Consider the following 21,090-nt stretch of genomic DNA (forward strand, 5'->3'; position numbering starts at 1 on the left):
TACATGCCTTAAAGGTTCTCGTAGCGATTCATGTCCAGCACGCCGTCTTCCAGGGGCGTAGTGTCGCGGATGTACTGCGATAAATCGTGAAAATACTGCCAGAACAACGGGTGGCTGCGCCGAACGCCCCAGCGGTCGACAATCTTCCCAAACCGATTGGCATCCTTGGCGCGCTCCATCTGCGCAACGAATTCGGGCACTTCCTGTGCAGGGATATTGAACATGAAATTCGGGTAGCTGCTGAGCACCCCTGGGTAGACCGTCAGCGTGTCCAGCCCCGGTTGATAGCGATAGGCCTCACCCAGCAGAAACGCCACGTTACTGTGCGCGCGGTTACGCAGCAGGCTGTAGACCACCCGTTTGCCGCCGGCGGTTTCAATACGCAGCATCGTGGCTTCGGGCAACTGGTCGATGACTTTAAGCCCCGCCGCCGGCCGCGACGTCAGGCGGCTCAATGCTTGCTCGGCGTCCTGCAACGCCGGGTCGATACCGTCGCGCGAGCAATAGGCGCCGGTGCAGCGGTTGATCGGGTCCGGGCTGGCGTTCAGGTCGCCATAACGGCCGAGTAATTGATTGGCAAAGTCGCGCTTGGGATCCTTTTCATCCAGATGCAGCCCCGTAGGCTTATCGTCGTCAATCGCTTCGTAGTCCAGCCACAGCTTGATCTTGCCGCTGTTCTGGTACCAGTCGTCCATAAAGTCATCGCGGCTGTCGGCCGGCATCAGGCGCAGGAAGTTCTGTTCGGCGCCGTTGCGAATCAGGTCAAAGTACAGGCGGGTCTGGGCCTGATGGGAGACGTTGCCGAACACATCGAAGTTCACCGCCAACTGGTAATAGGTGCGCTCCAGCAGCGGGTAGTCGAACAGCCACATCGTCTGCGGCACTTCGCCAATCAGGCCCTTGGTCACCGACGCACTGTCAAAGTGGCGAAAGATCGTCAGCAGCGCGTTGTCATTGCCGGCCCACAGGCTCGACCAGCTTGGCGGCGGCACGTCGGCGTAACTGTCACGGCGAAGCGCTTCGTACTCATTGCGCTTGTCGCGGTATTTGATCCAGAGGCTGAGCACGCTGCCCACATCATCAATTTGCCCTGGCATCGCCAGCAGCGGCGTGGCCTGGCCGCGGTAGCGGGCATCGGTGATGTACAGGTCGTGGTCGGGGTCCTGGAACAAGGTCCAGAAGTTGTCGCGGATCACGTCCGTGGCGATTTGGCCCCGGCATACCGGCCCGCGAATAAAGGTGCGCACGAAGTATTCGGCGTTATCCAGCATGAACTGGTAGCGCGCCTTGGCTGGAATCGCTTCAAACGTCTCGAACGGGTTGGCCCGGCGGCCCGGCCCGTAACCCGGCAAGGCGTGCACCTGCCAGTCGTCGGTGTAGAACAGCGACTTGATCCGGGCCATTTTCTCGGCACTGAACGGATAGGTGATGTGGGTCTTGTGCACGATCACGCCCTGCACCGGCCACAGGCGGTAGTAAATCTGGGTGCCCGGGTCGTCGTTGGGGCGGCGGGTGTTGATCAGGTCGATCGGCTGGCCGCTGGGTGTACGCGAACGTACCCACTGGAAGAAATGCCCCGGTTCGCCACCTTCAAAGTAGATGTGGGCCAGGAACAGATGCTCGAACAACCAGCGCGCCACCAGGCTTTCCCGGGCGCCGGGCTGGTTGAACAGGTTTTCCCATTGCTGCACCTGCAAGGCTTCCTTGGCGCTCGGCGCCAGGCCTTGTTCGTCGATCGGGGCACCCGAGGCCAGCCAGCGTTGCAATGTCTGGTATTGCTGGTCGCTCAGGCCGGTGACCGCCAGCGGCATGCCTTCCTTGGGGTGGCTGCCAGCGTAGGCGTTGAACTCGCCCGGCATCGGGCAGGTGTTTTCGCGGTTCAGGCCCAGCACGATGTCGTCGGGCAGCTTGGCGTTGGGCTGCAAGGGCGCGTTATGCCCCAGCTCCAGCATCCGCGCCATCAGTGCGGCCTGGCTGCCCTGGGCGTCGAGCACCGAGTAGAAATCCTTTTGCTGCCAGGCCGCCTTGCCAAAGGCGTCATAGAACAAGCGCGTCGGTTGGCTGGCCTGGCTGCGTTCGCCGTCGTACACCGGCACTTTGGTCGCGCCACGTGCGGCCCCTTCGGCGCTGCCCAGGTTGAGCTGGCAGGCCGAGTCATAGCAGGCGTGGCAGGCCACACATTTCTCGGTGAAGATCGGCTGGATATCACGGGTATAAGAGATCGCCGGAGCGGGACCTTCTGCCTGTGCGGTGAGGGCGAACAGCGCAAACGCGGCGCTGACGATGAGGCGAAGTGACATGTTCCCGGTCCCGATTCAATGCGTGCAGTAAAAAATCCTACGCAATTCTACCGACCTGCAGCCCTCACCAACATGAGCGATATTCATGCAAAACCTGCACATGCTCTAAAAGCGCACAGGTTTGTTATGATCTTCGCCCTCCGTAATACCTGACCAGAGTAGTCCCATGCCCGATCGTAGCGCTCGCCTGCAAGCCCTCCACCAAGCCCTCAAGGAACGCATCCTGATCCTCGACGGCGGCATGGGCACGATGATCCAGAGCTATAAGCTGGAAGAGCAGGACTACCGTGGCAAACGCTTCGCCGACTGGCCGAGCGACGTCAAGGGCAATAACGACCTGCTGGTGATCACCCGTCCGGACGTGATCGGCGGCATCGAAAAAGCCTACCTGGATGCCGGCGCCGACATCCTGGAAACCAACACCTTCAACGCCACGCGCATTTCCATGGCCGACTACGGCATGGAAGAGCTGGCCTACGAATTAAACGTAGAAGGCGCACGCCTGGCGCGCAAGATCGCCGACGCCAAGACCCTGGAAAACCCGGCCAAGCCGCGTTTCGTCGCCGGCGTGCTCGGCCCTACCAGCCGTACCTGTTCGCTGTCTCCCGATGTGAACAACCCGGGCTACCGCAACGTGACTTTCGATGAACTGGTGGAAAACTACACCGAGGCCACTAAAGGCCTGATCGAAGGCGGCGCCGACCTGATCCTGATCGAAACCATTTTCGACACCCTCAACGCCAAGGCCGCGATCTTCGCGGTGCAGGGCGTGTTCGAGGCGTTGAACGTCGAACTGCCGATCATGATCTCCGGCACCATCACCGACGCCTCCGGCCGTACCCTGTCGGGCCAGACCACCGAAGCGTTCTGGAACTCGGTCAGCCACGCCAAGCCGCTGTCCGTGGGCCTCAACTGCGCCCTGGGCGCCAGCGAGCTGCGCCCGTACCTGGAAGAGTTGTCGAACAAGGCCAACACCCACGTTTCCGCGCACCCGAACGCCGGCCTGCCCAACGAGTTCGGCGAGTACGACGAACTGCCGTCGGAAACCGCCAAGGTCATCGAAGAGTTCGCCCAGAGCGGCTTCCTCAACATCGTCGGCGGCTGCTGCGGCACCACCCCGGGCCACATCGAAGCCATCGCCAAGGCCGTGGCCGGTTATGCGCCGCGCCCGATCCCGGACATCCCCAAGGCCTGCCGCCTGTCGGGCCTGGAACCGTTCACGATTGATCGCAGCTCGTTGTTCGTCAACGTCGGCGAGCGCACCAACATCACCGGCTCCGCCCGCTTCGCCCGCCTGATCCGCGAAGACAACTACACCGAAGCCCTGGAAGTCGCCCTGCAGCAGGTGGAAGCCGGCGCCCAGGTGATCGACATCAACATGGACGAAGGCATGCTGGACTCGAAGAAGGCCATGGTGACCTTCCTCAACCTGATTGCCGGCGAGCCGGACATCTCCCGCGTCCCGATCATGATCGACTCCTCCAAGTGGGAAGTGATCGAAGCCGGCCTCAAGTGCATCCAGGGCAAGGGCATCGTCAACTCCATCAGCATGAAGGAAGGCGTCGAGCAGTTCATTCACCACGCCAAGCTGTGCAAGCGCTACGGCGCGGCGGTGGTGGTGATGGCGTTCGACGAGGCCGGCCAGGCCGACACCGAAGCGCGCAAGAAAGAAATCTGCAAACGCTCCTACGACATCCTGGTGAATGAAGTCGGCTTCCCGCCGGAAGACATCATCTTCGACCCGAACATCTTCGCGGTGGCCACCGGTATCGAGGAGCACAACAACTACGCCGTCGACTTCATCAACGCCTGCGCCTACATCCGCGACGAGCTGCCGTATGCACTGACCTCGGGCGGCGTGTCCAACGTGTCGTTCTCGTTCCGCGGCAACAACCCGGTGCGTGAGGCGATCCATTCGGTGTTCCTGCTGTATGCGATCCGCAACGGCCTGAGCATGGGTATCGTCAACGCCGGCCAACTGGAAATCTACGACCAGATCCCGGCCGAACTGCGGGACGCGGTGGAAGACGTGGTGCTCAACCGCACCCCGGAAGGCACCGACGCCCTCCTCGCCATTGCCGACAAGTACAAGGGCGACGGCAGCGTCAAGGAAGCCGAGACCGAAGAATGGCGCGGCTGGCCGGTGAACAAGCGCCTGGAACACGCGCTGGTCAAGGGCATCACCACCCACATCGTCGAAGACACCGAGGAATCCCGGCAGTCGTTCGCGCGCCCGATCGAAGTGATCGAAGGCCCGCTGATGTCCGGCATGAACATCGTCGGCGACCTGTTCGGCGCCGGCAAAATGTTCCTGCCCCAGGTGGTGAAATCCGCCCGGGTGATGAAACAGGCCGTGGCCCACTTGATCCCGTTCATCGAGCTGGAAAAAGGCGACAAGCCGGAAGCCAAGGGCAAGATCCTGATGGCTACGGTAAAAGGCGACGTGCACGACATCGGCAAGAACATTGTCGGCGTGGTGCTGGGTTGCAACGGCTATGACATTGTTGACCTGGGCGTGATGGTGCCGGCCGAGAAAATCCTGCAGGTGGCCAAGGAACAGAAGTGCGACATTATCGGGCTGTCCGGCCTGATCACCCCGTCCCTGGACGAGATGGTGCACGTAGCGCGCGAGATGCAGCGCCAGGATTTCCACCTGCCACTGATGATCGGCGGCGCCACTACCTCCAAGGCCCACACGGCGGTGAAGATCGAGCCCAAGTACAGCAATGACGCGGTGATCTACGTCACCGACGCCTCCCGCGCCGTGGGCGTGGCGACGCAGTTGCTGTCCAAGGAATTGAAGCCGGCGTTCGTTGAAAAAACCCGCCTGGAATACATCGACGTACGCGAGCGCACCTCCAACCGCAGCGCTCGCACCGAGCGCCTGAGCTACCCGGCCGCGATTGCCAAGAAGCCGCAGTTCGACTGGAGCACCTACGCTCCGGTCAAGCCGACGTTTACCGGCTCCAAGGTGCTGGACAATATCGACCTGAACGTTTTGGCCGAGTACATCGACTGGACGCCGTTCTTTATCTCCTGGGACCTGGCCGGCAAATTCCCGCGCATCCTCACCGATGAAGTGGTGGGCGAAGCCGCCACCGCGTTGTACGCCGATGCTCGGGAAATGCTCAAGAAGCTGATCGACGAAAAACTCATCAGCGCCCGCGCGGTGTTCGGCTTCTGGCCGACCAACCAGGTGCAGGACGATGACCTGGAAGTCTACGGCGACGACGGCCAGCCGATTGCCAAACTGCATCACCTGCGCCAGCAGATCATCAAGACCGACGGCAAGCCGAACTTCTCCCTGGCCGACTTCGTGGCGCCCAAGGACAGCGGCGTGACCGACTACATCGGTGGCTTCATCACCACCGCCGGTATCGGCGCCGAAGAGGTCGCCAAGGCTTATCAGGACGCTGGCGACGACTACAACTCGATCATGGTCAAGGCCCTGGCCGACCGCCTGGCCGAAGCCTGCGCCGAGTGGCTGCACCAGCAGGTGCGTAAAGAGCACTGGGGTTACGCCAAGGACGAAGTGCTGGATAACGAAGCGCTGATCAAAGAACAGTACAGCGGTATCCGCCCTGCCCCGGGCTACCCGGCGTGCCCGGATCACACCGAGAAAGCCCAGCTGTTCCAACTGCTGGACCCTGAAGCCCGCGAGATGCAGGCCGGCCGCAGCGGCGTGTTCCTCACCGAGCACTACGCGATGTTCCCGGCAGCGGCGGTCAGCGGCTGGTACTTCGCCCACCCGCAGGCGCAGTACTTTGCCGTGGGCAAGATTGACAAGGACCAGGTGGCGAGCTACACCGCCCGCAAGGATCAGGACCTGAGCGTGACCGAACGCTGGCTCGCGCCAAACCTGGGTTACGACAACTGATCGACACTCGGGGGCGGCGCCCTGCCGCCCCCGGCCCCCTTCAGGTTTACAGACCCATCGCAGCGCGCTCGCGCGCCGTCAATTGCAGCGCCAGCGCCTTCTCCTCTTGGATTCGCTGTGTGTCCAAGGCCACCGAGGCTGCCAGATACGCCGGATTCAGGTCCGTATGCTGCGCTTCGAGTGCCTCAACTCTCGCAGCGTGCCCGCTGGCCATCGCTGAAAACTCGGCGGGGTACTGCCGCTTCAGGTAATCCACCCAGTAGTCACGGGTCACCAACTTGTCGGTGAACGCGGGTGTGTTTTCACTGGCGATGATGCGGGTGTAGGCGCTGTCAATGTCCGCGGGTGTCACTCCGGAAAAGTTTTCGTAAATCATGGTGGACGGCTGCCGGGGCAGTTCCAGCCGTTGCGCCAACCGGATGCGATAGGCCAGGCGCACTTCCGCCTGGTCGATACCCGGGTGCTGCCTGATGGCGGTCTCCGCCGTGGCTTCGACTTCTTCCAGACGAATAATGCTTCTGGCCAGCCTGAAAAGGCCGAGGCCTTCCTGCCCAGGGGAAACCGTCTGGAGCACCTTGAACTCATAAGCCCTCACTTCAAGATCGCTGAACAACAAGATCCAGCCATCACCACAGGTCACCTGTTCGATCGAGGCGCGCGCCCGGAGAAACAACGCGTCTCTCAAGTCGGGCTGTGCATGCGCGCCCTCCAACACGTCCCACACCCGCCGGGTAAGCTCGGCACGGTCTACCTCGTAGTCCTTGGCGTGCCTCAACTGGGAAATGATCTGGAAAAAGTCGGCGCTGCCCTCGGCGGCCTTGAGCTCATCCCAGATGGCATGTTTTTCCGACTCGGCAGGCACGCCGTTAAACCACTGGTCTTTCTGCTCCTGCGGCGGCTGCTGCTCCGGGTGTGCCTCGTCATCGGGGCCATTGCCATTGGCTTCATCATCGTTTTCATAGCCATCCAGCAAGCGGTCGATCTCTTCCTCGGTAAACCCCAAGCCGTGGCCGGTGTCGAGCAAATAGTCGTGCAGTACCCGAAGGTCACCTTCCAGCAGCAGGTTATCCGACAGGTTGATCCCCGCCATCAAGGCCAGGTGTTCGGGATACCAGGCATCGGCGGGCACCCTCTCGATCTGATTGTTACTCAGGTTGAGGCTGCGCAGGCGCGGGGCCTCCAATACGCCCACCGGCCAGTCCACCAGGATGTTGCCATGCAGGTCGAGGGTTTCCAGCTGTGGCAGCCGGGAGATGTCCAGGCCGCTGAGGGAGTTTGCGCTCAGGTCCAGCCACTCCAGGGCCGGCAATTCATTGAGCGTCGCCTGCAACTCGGCAAGGCCCCACACGTTATTGTGGCCAGCCTCCAGCCGGGTCAGTGCCGACAACTCGCTGACCGCCTCCGGCAAGCGACTAAGGCCGTTGTGACTGAGGATCAGGCTGCGGACCTGGGGAAATGCGCGCAGAAACTCGTTGGAACCCTGCTCCGTGAGTTTCACCGCGCTCAGGTTCAGCGTCGTGACATGCGCGAAGTGCGGCGCCACCGGCGGAAGATCCCCAAGGTACAGGTCGGACAAGTCCAGCAACTGGCGCCCGGTTTCAGGCTCGGTGCGCAGGTTGTACCGCCAGCTGTCCAGCAGCCGGTCCGCCGCTCGTCGCCGGTCAACGGGGCTCACCCAACCGCCGCCCTCGCGATAGGCGCGAATATCGATCCAGTCATTCAATTGCCTGACGAGCGCCTGATGCTGCGCGCTCCACTGCGTCAACCGGGCCTCAAGGTCGAGGCTGCTCAGCCCCGATGCGCTGAGGTCTGCAATGCGCTGCACGGCTCGTGCATCGCTCAAGGCCGGATCGAGTCGTTGCATCCTGACCGCCGCCGTCAACGACGCCTCGCCACCCGGCGAATCCAGGGGCAGTGCTATCAGCAGGTCGGGATTGTCCCTCACCTCCAACGGAAAATATTCAGGGTCGCCACCGGTACGGCCCTCTGCAAGCAAGTGACGAGGAATGCCCAGGACTGAATCGTTCTCCGGGCGCGAGGCCAGGTGGCGTTGCAGCTCGGTAAGCACCGTGGACGAAGACCGCGGGCTAAAACCTTGCAGGTCGGCAAGCGCCTGGGGCCTCAGGCGACACCCTCGCAGGTTGGTGCCGCGCATCAATGGATCATGCCCGACGAGCGCCGCGCCGGGCACTTGGGTAATCGCGCTGTGGCTCATGTCCAGCCGGCGCAGGTGGGGCAAGTCCAGCACTCCGGTGGGCCAGGCCGTAATACCGGTGTGGCTCAAGTCCAAACCGCGCAACTGAGTCAGGCCCCTTACGGCCAGTTGACCAACGCGGTTGTACGCCAGGCTCAGCTCCTGAAGGCTGCCCAGGCCGCTCAACTGCTGTTGCATGGTCGGGGTCAGGATCAGTTGGTTATATGTAAGGTCCAGGTGCTCAAGCCCGCGCAGTTCTGTCAGCCTTGCCGGCAAGGTCGCCAAATTATTGCGCCTCAGGCTCAGCCGGTTGAGCTGCGTAAAACGCGCCAGCACGCCGTCCAGCGCCTCGACGGAGGCACGTACACCGTCCAGGTTCAAACCCTGCACATGGGCGAAGCCTTGCGTTGGCAAGCGCGGAAAATCCCCCAGCACGCCTCCCGACAAATCCAGCCTGCTAACCCGCGGATTGATCGCCGACGACGGGCCTGGCTGGGCATCACTCCCCGTGCGCCGGTCGAGCCCTTCGCGCCAGCACTCCAGCAGATTTTCCGCCGCTCGCTGACGGTAAAAAAAGTCCACTTGTCGGCGGTCGACCCGCAACTCACGGGTCTTCCAAGCCTCCAGTTCGTCAACCAGCGCAGTGTGCTCGTTACGTAATGCATTGACCCCTAGCACCCGCTCACGTGGCGACACCCCCAACCCCTTGAACGCTGCCGTCATATCCTGGAACGACGACACCCCGCCGAACCTCAACGCGCGAAGACTGCCCTCGCCATAACCCTGTGCCAAGCGCTCTTCATCCACCAGATGCGCCGGATGGTCGTGCAGGTAGTCAAACACCCGCAGGAAGTCCTCGGTTTCAAAGGTTGGCCAGTTCAGATGCAACCCCCGCCAGACACGTTCCGATCCTTGAAACAAGGCCTCGGGCAACCTGTTGATGCGGGTGCCCGACAGATTCGTCCATACCAGCCGCTCCAGACTCGCGAGCCCTTCTGGAAAGGTCGCCAGGGAACCGGAAACGTTCAGTGTCTCCAGGTTTGGCAGGCTGCTCACGTCCAGGCTCTCCAGGGCGCCACAGAGACTCAGCGTCTCCAACTGCGGCATGCCATTGAGCACCGGCTCAAGCCCGTTGGCAAAATTCAGCGCGTCCCCATCAATCGACAAACGGGTGATGTTCGGCAAGTTGCGCAAACGCTCGCCCACCGCGCCCAGCTCGGCCTGCGCTACATAGAGGTCCAATTGCCGTAGCCCGGGAAATTGCTGGAACAAGGCGCTGCCGTTTTCGCCGAGCATCGCCGGGCCTTGCAGACGCAAGGCGTACACATGGGAAAAGTCTGCCTGCAAGGTCGGCAAGCGGATTTCCCAGTGCAGGTTCAACCGGGCATGGGGGCGAATCCCGCGATACAGATTTTGCCGCCAGCACGCGATAAGGTCCTCGGCCAATTGCCTGCGCCTGGCGGCCAGATACTGCGGCTCGCCCACCGCCCGCGCCCACTCATCCAGGGTCGCCCGCAGGCCGTCAAATTCACGCTGGCGAGTGGTCAACAGGTGGAACACCTGCTGTGTCGTGTCGCCGTCTCTCAGGCGCCCCAGTACAAAACGGCCGGCCTGTTCGTCGCTGAGGTCGGGATACAGGTCACAGACCCTGGCGACCAGTGATGCGTCAGCGGCAAAGGCGTCACCACGGCCCGTCATTGCATAGCCCGGGCGCCCGCCCGGCAGGCGCCATTTGGGTCTGGAGCGGGCGATCCGCAGCTTGAGAAATTCACTCATTTGCTTGCGATGACTCACCCCATACTGTGCCAGTAGCCGTTGCAGCTCGGCATCCTGGCTCACCAGCGGCACACCCAGCTCTCGCCGTGCGGCATCAGGTAATGCGTGCATGATTGATTGAAACCAGTTACGGCTACCCGGCACCCTGCCGTTAAGGGTTGCGCCGTTCGCGTCGCAGGCCTGAAAGGTATCGCCGTCCTTGACCAGGTACCTGCGCACGGGCGCCGAGTCCGGGCCGATGCTGTCCAGCACCCGCCCCCCGATGCTGTCGGCGCGCACCTCCAGCCGCAGGTTCCCCGGCCATCCCGGCAAACGCTCCAGGCTGTGCAGCGCCAGCCGGTCACTGTCTGCACCGGCCAGCGCCTCACGCTGCATACCGGCAATGGCCCGGCTCAGGCGTACTTGCTGGGCTACGCCACGCGCGAGGTTGTCCAGCCGCGCCGGCACGCGGCCCTGAGTGCGGATTTGCAGGCGATCCTGTTCGCTGGCCTGGGCCAACACCTCGGCCATCGCGTCCCTGGACAACATGGGAAACCGGCGTGCAAGCCACTCACTATCGGGCAGACCGGCTTGCATGGGACGGGACAAACTATCGAACAAAGCCTTTTTGCGCTTCTGCGCAAAATCCGCCAGGCGTCCGTTGAAGGCCTGTTCTTTGCTCCCGCTCGTAGCGTTCGCCTGGCTGCCCAACAGTTCAGCCGTTTCATCCTCGCCAAGATCAGCCAACACGTGTTGAGGCAGCTTGCCTTTGCGCAGCTCACCCCGGGTAATCTTGATCGAGGCCCGCACATCCGCCGCCGATGCACGGCTGCCATACACCCGGGAGCGTCCCCAGGGCTCCGGCCCCTCGAACACTTCCAGTACCCGGCCCACCGGCCAGCGCGGCATTTCGACCACCAGTGGCAGGACATGTTCGTAGTGCCGGCCCAGCCCGGCGCCACTGCGAATCCGGGCGACCAGTTCATCCACTTCCTGGTCGACCCTGAACTGCCTCAACGTGTCGGCCAGTGGCGCCGGCAAGGGCAAACCATCGATATGGATCTTGCGCAATGCCTCGTCGGACACACCGCTGATATCGCCAATGGTCGCCAGTGTTTCGTCGGAGAAACCCAGGGTGTCGTGCCCCAGGCGTCGCAGCAGGGTCAGGCGTTCCCAATCCCGTGGCCGCTCATGCACTGCGCGCCAGGCCCCGGCGTGGTTACTGTGCAACTCCGGTTGGTAGGCGTTGGGATTATCGGGGTGTTTGATTCGCCATTTTTTCAGCCGGGAATCAAAACCTTTTTCGTACACACCATCACCGATACGCACGTAGATCTTGCCCTCCACCTCGTACTGGCCCTGGGCATTGGGCAGGAGGTCCGGGTCCAGTACCACGTCACTGCGATAGGGCTCCAGATCGGGCTTCCACAACCGGGCTTCACCGCTGGGCAACTTGACCGGCACCAGGCCGTCCACCCATTTCGAGACCTGGATCACCGGCTTGCGGGCGGCCAGCGCACCTGCCGTCCCCAGCGTTGCCATGAAGGCCACATTCAGCGCCACCGACTCCAGATGGCCCCAGGCTGCGTCCAGGTCGCCCTCTTTCCACGATTCGATGCCGTGGTACACCTCCAGCCCCAACTGAATCGCAGTGACAGCCAGCATCACCTCGCCCAACCCCGGCACGAAGAACGCCGCCACGTTCAACAGGTTCATACCCAGGCTCAACCAATGCTCATGACGTTCCTGGGCCGCCTTGCGGTCTGCTTCAGCGGTCGGTACCGCGAGCTTGAGGGCATCGTCCTTGAGGCGCTGGACGTGCTTTTCGTAGAGGTCGCCAAACAGCTCGCCGCTGATGGGTGTTTGCCGCAGGTTCAAGCTGATCTGTTGGTCGTAGACCTGTTCATACAAGCCTTTGGTGGCATTCCATTGATAGGTATGGAGCCTGTCTTTCAGGCGTTTCAGAAAGGCCGGCGCATCACCTTGCGGTACGCGGCTGGCCAACAAGCGTTGATAACCCGATGAGCGCAAGTTGATTGCCAGGTCCTTTTCAAACGCCTGCATCGATGGGTATTCCTTGAGCGGGTACAGCGGTGCTCCGGGAATCCAGGCCACAAAACGTCCGAAAGTGGGGGGACTTGTCAGCAGGTCGATCGCGCTTGCCACCGGTGTCAGGAGCGCACTCCAGCCCAAGGCTTTGGCGGCGTCACCCTCAACCCCGACGCCCGGGCCAATCAATACCACCTCCCCCAAAGGGCAGCCCAGCACCGAGAGTTGGCTGTAGCCCACGGGGTGATCGTCCAGTGTGAGGCCGCCGGTGCCGGCCAGCAGCTTGAGCAGCACGGCGTAGAACGACTCGCTCACCTCCTGCTTGATGCGCGCGGTGTGCAGTCGCACGGCCAGCAGGTCCTTTTGTGCCTGGATCATCCGGGCCCGCACTTGAGGTGCAGTGTCCGGGGCGTCGAATATCTGCTTCAGATGGTCCTGGTATTGCCGGCCCAGGTCCAGGGTGCGGCACAGGGTCGAGAAGTCCTGCGGCGGGATCGGCAACTTTTCGGTGTAGCGATAGCGCGCCGGCCATCCTCCGCGACTGAACTCACCGTAATCGGTCACCAGCGCATCGACGGGGGCAATGGCGCTGGTTTCGCCCAACGCCACCTCGGAAAAATCTTCATTGCCCTCAAAGTTCAACAGCGCGGCCTGAAGCAGCGTGTGCTGCACGGGGGCCTGGCGATAACGCAGGTAGAACAGTGCGTTTTTATGGGCGTCCGGGGCCTGCCCGAAGCGTTCGCTCAAGGCTTTCAACAACAGTGGCTCGGCAAATTCCGTCGGTCCCTTGAGCAGTTTCATGCACTTTGCCAGTGCCAGGTTGGAAGCGTGACTGCGCTGCTGACTGACGCTCAGCGCCACGCGCAGCGCCGCCGGTGCATGCGTCAGCCACGCCGGGGGCGGGCCGGCAGGGACGCGGCCGGGGAGCAAACCGCCCCGCAGGCGGCGGATATCCGCGCCGGCACTGTGGGCCACCCACAAGGGTAAACGTTGCTTGATCAGGGCTGTGTGCAGGCCCTCTTCCGGCGCGGGGGTTGAAATGGTCATGGGTGACTCCTGGAGACTCTGGTTGAGGAGTCCCAGTACAACGAGCGCGCTGCCACCCAAGGCAGTAGATAGCTATGGACCGGTGTTTTGCCGGAACTTGACTATCCTGTGGGGAGCATCGGTCTTGTCACCACGAGCTGAGGGCCATATGGACGACTCCAATAACAAGCCACCCACCTTCTGGCAAATGCTCCACAGCGTCATGGCGGCGGCCTTCGGCGTGCAAAGCGGGAAGAACCGCGCCCGCGACTTTACCCACGGCAAGCCCAGTCACTTTGTGGTGCTGGGCATTCTGTTCACCGCGATCTTTGCCTTGACGCTGTTTGGCATCGTCCAGTTGGTATTGCACTTGGCCGGCGTTTGAACGCGCTCAGTGCATCAGTAGTTGCAGGCTGAACGGGTAACGGTAGGCGGCGGGCTTGCCCTGGGCCGACAAGGCGCGGAAGTCGACGCCGTAGGCCTGGCTGGCATTGATCTGCAACAGGCGGCGCGCCAGCTCCGGGTCGATCAACTGAAACAGGTCCAGCGTGCGTTCGCGCCCGCCATACTTGGCGATATCCAGGCCCCTGGCATCGTCGTGCAACAACACCATCGCCCATCCACCTACGGTGAAATGCCCGGCCGCCAGCACGCTTAAACGGCCATCGAGCCGCGCCTGCAACACCTCGGGCGAACTGTTGACCGCGCTGAACAACACATCCCGGCCCGGCGTACGCCCGCTGTCTTGCAACGCCGCCATGGCACCCAGGGCCATTTCATCATTGGCCGACCACACCAACGCCGTCTGCGGGTAACGCTTGAACAGTTGCCTTGCCTGCTCGAAGGCTCGCTCGCGACTCCATTCGCCATACACCAACTGGCGCAGGCGCACTTGCGGATGGTCCGCCAGGGCACGCTGTAAACCCCGCTCGCGCAATTGTGCTGCCGGTGTGGTCTTGGCACCGGAGAACGCCAGCAGGTCGATGGTCTGGCCGGGCGCGACCGGCCCGTGCTGGCGCAGCAACTGCGTGAGCATCAGGTAGCCCGCCTGTTCGTCGTTGGCCACCAGGCTGCCTATCCAGTTGGGGTACTTGCCTGCGTCGAGCAACTCGATCTGGTCGGCGGTCAGGGCGTTATTGACGATCAGCAGCTTGACCCCGCTGCCCTGGGACAGACGCAGGATCTGCGGGGCGATGTATTGCTCATTCACCAGCACCAGATAGTCCGGACGCTCAGGACCTTGCAGTGCCTCGCGGGCCTGAAACAACGTGGTGTCGGGGTTGCGCTCGGAATAGCGCACACGCAAATCCAGGCCGAGGTCCCTGGCGGCGGCCTGCATGAATTGTGCGTAGCTGACCCAGAAGGTCTCATTCGAATTGCCAGGGTTGAGAAACACCACCGACGTCGCCTGGGCGATGGCCCAGAACGGCGTGCTCAGCACCAGCAAGCACTTGCAGAGAACCTTCAACATCGTTGCCTGAGCCCTTCGGAATGACCGCCCATGATAATGGCTATGGGCCGGTCAATCTCGATTAATTGCCGACTGTCCGACAATCCGGCTCGGGTAACGTCCGTTTATTGATGGCTGACCCAGAACACGGCAGTGGAAACCACCAGGATAATCAAGAACAGGATCGCCCAGGCATCGACACTGCTGTCACTTTTGCGGGCTTTGGTCGGATTGCTCATAGCATCGCCTCTTGTCGGTTTTATAGGTGATTGCATAAAGACACGAGCACAGTAAAGTTCATGATTGCCCGCATGACAAATGTGGGTATCACGATAACGGTTCTCATTAGTCAATTTGGTTATTTGCATATACTCAAACATCACTTTTGCGCATAAACGCAAACTGGTATCGTGCGCCGGCTCCGTTGGGAGTGCGCGGCCGTGCGCGCAGATTTGCCGAGAACAGGACCTATATGTACGTATACGACGAATACGATCAGCGCATCATCGAGGACCGCGTCAAGCAGTTCCGTGATCAGACCCGACGCTATCTGGCAGGTGAACTGAGCGAAGAAGAGTTCCGCCCTCTGCGCCTGCAAAATGGCCTTTATGTTCAGCGCTTTGCGCCGATGCTGCGGGTTGCCGTGCCTTATGGCCAACTGACTTCCCGTCAGACGCGCATGATGGCCAAGATTGCCCGCGACTTCGACAAGGGCTACGCCCACATCAGTACCCGCCAGAACGTCCAGTTCAACTGGCCAGCCCTGGAAGACGTGCCGGACATCCTGGCTGAACTGGCCACCGTGCAGATGCACGCCATCCAGACCAGCGGTAACTGCCTGCGCAACGTGACCACTGACCAATTCGCCGGTGTTGCCGCTGACGAACTGATCGACCCGCGCCCGTGGTGTGAAATCGTCCGTCAATGGACCACCTTCCACCCGGAATTCGCCTACCTGCCGCGCAAGTTCAAGATCGCCATCAATGGCTCGACCTCGGACCGTGCCGCCATCGAAGTGCACGACATCGGCCTTGAGCCCGTGCATAACGCTGCGGGCGAGCTCGGCTTCCGTGTTCTCGTGGGCGGTGGCCTTGGCCGTACGCCGGTGGTCGGCGCGTTCATCAACGAATTCCTGCCATGGCAGGACCTGTTGAGCTACCTCGACGCCATCCTGCGGGTCTACAACCGCTATGGCCGTCGTGACAACAAGTACAAGGCCCGGATCAAGATCCTGGTAAAAGCGCTGACCCCCGAGGTGTTCGCCCAGAAAGTCGACGCCGAGATGGAACACCTGCGCGGCGGCCAGACCACCCTGACCGACGCCGAAGTGCACCGCGTCGCCAAGCATTTCGTCGACCCCGACTACAAGGCCCTGAGCAATCAGGACGCCGAGTTGGCCGAACTCGATGCGCAGCACCCGGGTTTCGCCCGCTGGCGCACCCGCAACACCCTGGCCCACAAGAAGCCGGGCTATGTGGCCGTGACCCTGTCGCTGAAACCCACCGGCGTTGCGCCGGGCGATATCACCGACAAGCAACTGGACGGCGTCGCCGACCTGGCCGAGCGCTACAGCTTCGGCCAACTGCGCACCTCCCACGAGCAGAACATCATCCTCGCCGATGTCGAGCAGTCTCAGCTGTTCACCCTGTGGGGCGAGCTGCGCGAGCAGGGTTTTGCCACGCCGAACATCGGCCTGCTGACCGACATCATCTGCTGCCCGGGCGGCGACTTCTGCTCCCTGGCCAACGCCAAGTCGATCCCGATTGCCGAATCGATCCAGCGCCGTTTCGACGACCTGGACTACCTGTTCGACATCGGCGAGCTGGACCTGAACATATCCGGTTGCATGAACGCCTGTGGTCACCACCACGTCGGCCACATCGGCATCCTGGGCGTGGACAAGAAAGGCGAAGAATTCTACCAAGTGTCCCTGGGTGGCAGCGCCAGCCGCGATGCGAGCCTGGGCAAGATCCTCGGCCCGTCCTTCGCCCAGGAAGCCATGCCTGACGTGATCGGCAAGCTGATCGACGTGTACGTTGAACAGCGCACCGAAGATGAGCGTTTCATCGACACTTACCAGCGCATCGGCATTGACCTGTTCAAGGAGCGCGTCTATGCAGCGAATCATTAAGAACAACGAAGTCGTCGACGAAACCTGGCACCTGCTGCCCAAGGACGCGAGCTTCGATGGCATCTCCAACTGCGACGACCTGATCGTGCCGCTGGCCCTGTGGCGCGAGCACGCTCACGCCCTCAAGGCCCGCGACGGCGGCCTTGGTGTGTGGCTGGACGCCGATGAAGAAGCCGAAGAGATCGGTGATGACGTGGAGCATTTCCAGGTGATCGCCCTGAACTTCCCGGCCTTCACCGACGGTCGCAACTACTCCAACGCCCGCCTGCTGCGTGACCGTTACGGTTACAAGGGCGAACTGCGGGCGATTGGCGATGTGCTGCGCGACCAGTTGTTCTACCTGCGCCGCTGCGGGTTCGATGCCTTCGCCTTGCGCGCCGACAAAGACCCGTACGAAGCGCTGGAAAGCCTCAAGGACTTCTCGGTGACCTACCAGGCCGCGACGGACGAACCGTTGCCGTTGTTCCGCCGTCGGTAACGCTGAAAGCCGTCTGAATACCCCTCATTGAGGGGTATTTTTTTGCCCGGGTTTTCTATTCGCTCTCCAGGTTGAGCGTGACCAGCGCATCGTCGTTGAGGTCGGCGGCAAACTTGCCCATCAGCCGCACCAGGTCATCAATATCCTGCGGCTCCCAGTTGGCGAAGATAGCCATGCCCATGCGGGTCCGCGCCTCATCCACCCGATCCGTCATCGCCTTGCCCTCTGGGGTGATAACCGACTCGCGCACCCGGCGGTCCTTGGCGCTTTCCTGGCGGTCGACCAAGCCAAGGCTCTCCAGCTTCGCCACCTGGCGGCTGACCGTGGTGTAGTCGCGCCCCACGCGGTCGGCCAGCTCGACAACGCCGATCGGCCCCAGCCGCTCCACCAGCACCACCAGCGGAAACAGTGCCCGATCGAGGGCTATCCCGGCCTCGCGGACCATCACTTCGTCGCGCTGGGGACGGTTCATGGCGCCGACAATTTCAATCAACGCCCCGTGAAGCTCGCGAATCTGACGACCAATAGGTGTATTTTGCACGCTTTCTGTTGACACGGATTTTTCCTTGCTCAAATATATGTGCATATTACATATAAAGGCGATCCAGATGAAACAGCAAAGCGCAGTCGACGTTCTGATTTGTGGTGCGGGTGCGGCCGGCTTGACCCTGGCGATCGAGCTGGCGCGACGGGGCGTATCCTTCCGGCTGATCGAGAAAGCCCCCTCGCCGTTTCATGGCTCACGGGGCAAGGGCATTCAACCGCGAACCCAGGAAATCTTCGAATACCTCGGCATTCTCGACCGCATCATCGCAACGGGCGGCGTCTACCCGCCCGAGCGGCGATACAACGCAGACGGCAGCCACACAGACGCCAAGGTGGTCGAGCAGTCCGAGCCGACGCCAGCGGAGCCCTATCAGCAGCCTTTGATGCTGGCGCAGTTCCTTACCGAAGGGCTGATGCGCGACCGCCTGCTGGAACTGGGGCACCGCCCGGAGTTTGGCTGCGAGCTGGTGGGCTTTGAGCAGGACAGCCAAGGCGTGACCGCACATCTGGTCGGCCATGACGGCGAACACAGCGTTCACGCGCGTTGGCTCGTTGGCGCAGACGGTGGCCGCAGTGTGGTACGGCGCACGCTGGATATCGGATTTCCCGGGCAAACCCTCGGCGTTCGCGCCATCGTGGCCGACGTTGCAATGACCGGCCTGTCACGGGACTACTGGCACCGGTTCAGCAATGAGTGCATGACAGCGCAGATCGCAATCTGCCCCTTGGCGGGGACCGAGCTGTTTCAGGTACAGGCGCCGATTCCACTGGACGCAGAAGTTGACCTCAGCGCTGAAGGGCTCATGACCATGGTGGCGCAGCGCACCGGTCGGCAGGACATTCACATCCAGTCTGTCTCCTGGGCGTCGGCCTACACGATGAATGCGCGGCTCGCCGATCACTATCGCGTCGGGCAGGTGTTTCTTATTGGAGACGCCGCCCACATTCACCCGCCAACCGGCGGCCAGGGCCTCAATACCAGCGTGCAGGATGCCTACAACCTGGGCTGGAAGCTGGCCGCGGTCATCTGTGGTGCGCCCGACGCATTGCTCGACACCTATGAGGAAGAGCGGCGGCCTGTGGCCGCGTCGATGCTCGGCTTGTCGACCAAGCTGCTGGACGGGATGAAAAACGGCGACATGCGTCGTGGCCGCGAAGTGCACCAACTCGATATCGGGTATCCCCACTCCAGCCTCGCGCTGCAACCGGCAGAACGTGACGGGCGCTTGCTCGCCGGTGACCGGGCGCCCGATGCAACCCTGCGCGACGCCGCCGGCCATTCGTCCCGGTTATTCAAGCTGTTCCAGGGCGCGCATTGGACGTTGTTGGGCTACGAGGTGGGGCGCGGGTCGCTGAAGCCTGCCGCCGGGCTGCATATCCACCGCTTTGGCCCAGGCGGCGACCTGGTGGATGATCAACGACAGTTCAAGGATGCCTACAACCTCGCCCCTGGCGAATGGGTGCTGGTGCGTCCGGATGGCTATGTCGGTGCGATCATCACGCATGACGACCTTGAGGCGCTGCACCGCTATCTGGCCCAAGTGGGGCTCAGCGCCGAGTCGTTTTAATTCCGGGCTCAGGCAGTTGGCTGCAAGGCCAACTGCACCGCGCCGTCCACACTCAACCCGCTGATCAACACCTGGGGCGCGCACGCCTCAGGCAGCGTCTGCAACACCTCCTGCGCCTCATGCCTTACGCGGGCCAGCACCAGGCACTTGCCCTCCCCTTGCACCTGCACGAAAAACGCCTGCAAAGCCTCGATACTGGTGCCGTCCAGGTCCGGGGACTCTTCCAGGCTCAGCACCACGCTGTGAACCGGTGACGACGCGCGCCGCATCAAGCGCAACACCGCTCCCAGCACCCGCTCGGCATTCGCGAAAAACAACGCTTCGCTGGGACGCACAATCAGCACGCCCGGAATCTGTTCGGCACCTGGATGATGCTGCAGGTCGACAAAATCATGCCCGCCATCGATGCGCCCCAGCTCACGGACATCCGCCGACGACATCTGCCGCAGCATCAGCACCACGCTGATGCCCACCGCCACCAGCAAACCATCCAGTACGCCAAGCACCAGCACGGCGGCCACCGCGCAAATCACCAGCAGCCGGTCGCGGCGCCAGGAGAAATAGCGGCCCAAGGGTTGCAGGCTCAAGCCACGGCCCAAGGCATAAATGACGATGGCCGCCAGTACCGGCTCCGGCGTCAATGCCACCAGCGGCAACACCGTCAGCACGATGGCCAACACCACCAGCGCCGCCACCGCTCCAGCCAACCGGGAGTTGGCGCCTGCCGCTTCGTTAGCCGACGTCGCCGAATACCCGGCACCCGCAGGCATGCCCTGAAACAGCCCGGACAACAGGTTCGCAGCCCCCAACGCCAGCAAGTCACGGTTGGATGACACCCGGTCGCCATGCTTGAGGGCGAAAGAACTGATGGAGCCGTAGGACTCGGCGTAAAGAATCATCACCATGGCAAACGCCAGCTCCCCGAGGCGCAACCAGTCGGCAAACGGCAACACCGGCAAGTGCGCAAACTCCAGGCGCAGGTCAATCACCCCGATCAACGCCACACCATGGGCCTGCAAATCCAGCCACTGACCGGCGGCAATCCCGAGGATCACCACCAGCAAACCGCCCGGCAGGCGCCGGACTCGCGCGCACAGCCACAGTAATAGCAGCGCGACAGCCGCCACCGCAGCGGCGGCCCAGTTCCAGCGCGGCAGTTGCTCCAGGAGCTGAGGCAGGAAGCGAATCAGGTTGTTGTCGGTCAGGTGTACTCCGACCACGCTGGCCAGTTGCTTGAGGATGATGGTCAGCGCCAGGCCAAAGGCAAAGCCACGCAGCACGGGCTTGGCGATAAACGAGGTCAGGCCGCCCAGCTTGAGCAACCCGGCCAGCAGGAAAAAGGCTCCGGTCACCAGCACCAGGCCCATCGCCAGGCTCAGCCTGAGTGCCGGATCGTCGCCGGCCAGACTCGCGGTGGCGGCCGCCAGAACAGCGGCCGAGGACGAGGTGGCGGAGACAATCGCGAAGCGGCTGGTGCCAAACAGGCCGTAACACAGCAACCCGGCGAACAAGGCGATCACGCCCGCCTGGGGCGGCAATGCGGCGATGCTGGAATAGGCCACGGCCTCAGGCAGCAGCAGGCCGGCGATGGACAGCCCGGCCAGCAAGTCTTGTGCACGATTCGGCGTGGTGTCGCTCTCAGGCTTGGTGATCAATCCTTAATTCCCTGGCAAAAAAAACGGCCAATCCGCAGTCTGCGAATTGGCCGTGATCATT

The 21,090-nt window shown here is 62.3% G+C and carries 10 protein-coding genes; 5 read left to right on the top strand and 5 right to left on the bottom strand.

Annotated features, from left to right (window positions below; all coding sequences use genetic code 11):
* Positions 1 to 8: 8 nt before the first annotated feature.
* Entirely contained in the window at positions 9 to 2,300 is a 2,292-nt protein-coding gene (locus tag M2400_RS13625; RefSeq protein ID WP_259197053.1) for a fatty acid cis/trans isomerase, read from the bottom strand.
* A 166-nt stretch (positions 2,301 to 2,466) separates the two neighbouring features.
* Between M2400_RS13625 and metH the strand changes: the two genes are divergently transcribed.
* Positions 2,467 to 6,177, top strand: a complete 3,711-nt coding sequence (gene metH / locus M2400_RS13630; RefSeq protein WP_177120764.1) for a methionine synthase — start codon at positions 2,467 to 2,469, stop codon at positions 6,175 to 6,177.
* Positions 6,178 to 6,223: 46 nt separating this feature from the next.
* Here metH and M2400_RS13635 read toward each other — a convergent pair whose 3' ends face one another.
* Positions 6,224 to 13,222, bottom strand: a complete 6,999-nt coding sequence (locus M2400_RS13635) for an NEL-type E3 ubiquitin ligase domain-containing protein (protein WP_259197054.1) — start codon at positions 13,220 to 13,222, stop codon at positions 6,224 to 6,226.
* 148 nt (positions 13,223 to 13,370) lie between these two features.
* Here M2400_RS13635 and M2400_RS13640 point away from each other — a divergent pair, with 148 nt between their 5' ends.
* A complete protein-coding gene (locus tag M2400_RS13640) occupies positions 13,371 to 13,586 on the top strand; it encodes a DUF2970 domain-containing protein (protein WP_259197055.1) in 216 nt (71 codons plus the stop codon).
* A 6-nt stretch (positions 13,587 to 13,592) separates the two neighbouring features.
* On the opposite strand, the gene M2400_RS13645 is transcribed toward M2400_RS13640, so the two are convergent.
* Positions 13,593 to 14,672, bottom strand: coding sequence for an ABC transporter substrate-binding protein (locus tag M2400_RS13645; RefSeq protein ID WP_259197056.1), 1,080 nt, complete (start codon positions 14,670 to 14,672; stop codon positions 13,593 to 13,595).
* A 451-nt stretch (positions 14,673 to 15,123) separates the two neighbouring features.
* Between M2400_RS13645 and M2400_RS13650 the strand changes: the two genes are divergently transcribed.
* Together M2400_RS13650 and M2400_RS13655 are read left to right on the top strand one after the other, a co-directional pair.
* Positions 15,124 to 16,782 (top strand): nitrite/sulfite reductase, encoded by a 1,659-nt coding sequence (locus tag M2400_RS13650; protein ID WP_177048435.1) that lies wholly within the window; start codon positions 15,124 to 15,126, stop codon positions 16,780 to 16,782.
* Positions 16,766 to 17,260 carry a DUF934 domain-containing protein gene (locus M2400_RS13655; protein WP_017479943.1) on the top strand — a complete coding sequence of 165 codons (495 nt, stop codon included), beginning with the start codon at positions 16,766 to 16,768 and terminating at the stop codon, positions 17,258 to 17,260. Before M2400_RS13650 ends, M2400_RS13655 begins: the two co-directional genes overlap by 17 nt.
* Before the next feature lie 55 nt (positions 17,261 to 17,315).
* Here the strand turns inward: M2400_RS13655 and M2400_RS13660 are convergent, their stop codons facing one another.
* A complete protein-coding gene (locus M2400_RS13660; RefSeq protein WP_259197058.1) occupies positions 17,316 to 17,816 on the bottom strand; it encodes a MarR family winged helix-turn-helix transcriptional regulator in 501 nt (166 codons plus the stop codon).
* Between the two features lie 52 nt (positions 17,817 to 17,868).
* On the opposite strand from M2400_RS13660, the gene M2400_RS13665 reads away from it, so the two are divergent.
* Positions 17,869 to 19,374, top strand: coding sequence for an FAD-dependent oxidoreductase (locus M2400_RS13665; protein ID WP_259197061.1), 1,506 nt, complete (start codon positions 17,869 to 17,871; stop codon positions 19,372 to 19,374).
* Between the two features lie 8 nt (positions 19,375 to 19,382).
* On the opposite strand, the gene M2400_RS13670 is transcribed toward M2400_RS13665, so the two are convergent.
* Positions 19,383 to 21,029 carry a SulP family inorganic anion transporter gene (locus tag M2400_RS13670; protein ID WP_177120767.1) on the bottom strand — a complete coding sequence of 549 codons (1,647 nt, stop codon included), beginning with the start codon at positions 21,027 to 21,029 and terminating at the stop codon, positions 19,383 to 19,385.
* Positions 21,030 to 21,090: the final 61 nt, after the last annotated feature.

The sequence above is a fragment of the Pseudomonas sp. BIGb0558 genome, from assembly GCF_024807515.1.
Taxonomy (GTDB): domain Bacteria; phylum Pseudomonadota; class Gammaproteobacteria; order Pseudomonadales; family Pseudomonadaceae; genus Aquipseudomonas; species Aquipseudomonas yamanorum_A.

Excerpts from the sequence above, each read along its gene's own strand:
- M2400_RS13635 (WP_259197054.1), bottom strand. The coding sequence starts at position 13,222 with ATGACCATTTCAACCCCCGCGCCGGAAGAGGGCCTGCACACAGCCCTG.
- M2400_RS13625 (WP_259197053.1), bottom strand. The coding sequence starts at position 2,300 with ATGTCACTTCGCCTCATCGTCAGCGCCGCGTTTGCGCTGTTCGCCCTC.
- M2400_RS13645 (WP_259197056.1), bottom strand. The coding sequence starts at position 14,672 with ATGTTGAAGGTTCTCTGCAAGTGCTTGCTGGTGCTGAGCACGCCGTTC.
- M2400_RS13650 (WP_177048435.1), top strand. The coding sequence starts at position 15,124 with ATGTACGTATACGACGAATACGATCAGCGCATCATCGAGGACCGCGTC.
- M2400_RS13640 (WP_259197055.1), top strand. The coding sequence starts at position 13,371 with ATGGACGACTCCAATAACAAGCCACCCACCTTCTGGCAAATGCTCCAC.
- M2400_RS13655 (WP_017479943.1), top strand. The coding sequence starts at position 16,766 with ATGCAGCGAATCATTAAGAACAACGAAGTCGTCGACGAAACCTGGCAC.
- M2400_RS13665 (WP_259197061.1), top strand. The coding sequence starts at position 17,869 with ATGAAACAGCAAAGCGCAGTCGACGTTCTGATTTGTGGTGCGGGTGCG.
- metH (WP_177120764.1), top strand. The coding sequence starts at position 2,467 with ATGCCCGATCGTAGCGCTCGCCTGCAAGCCCTCCACCAAGCCCTCAAG.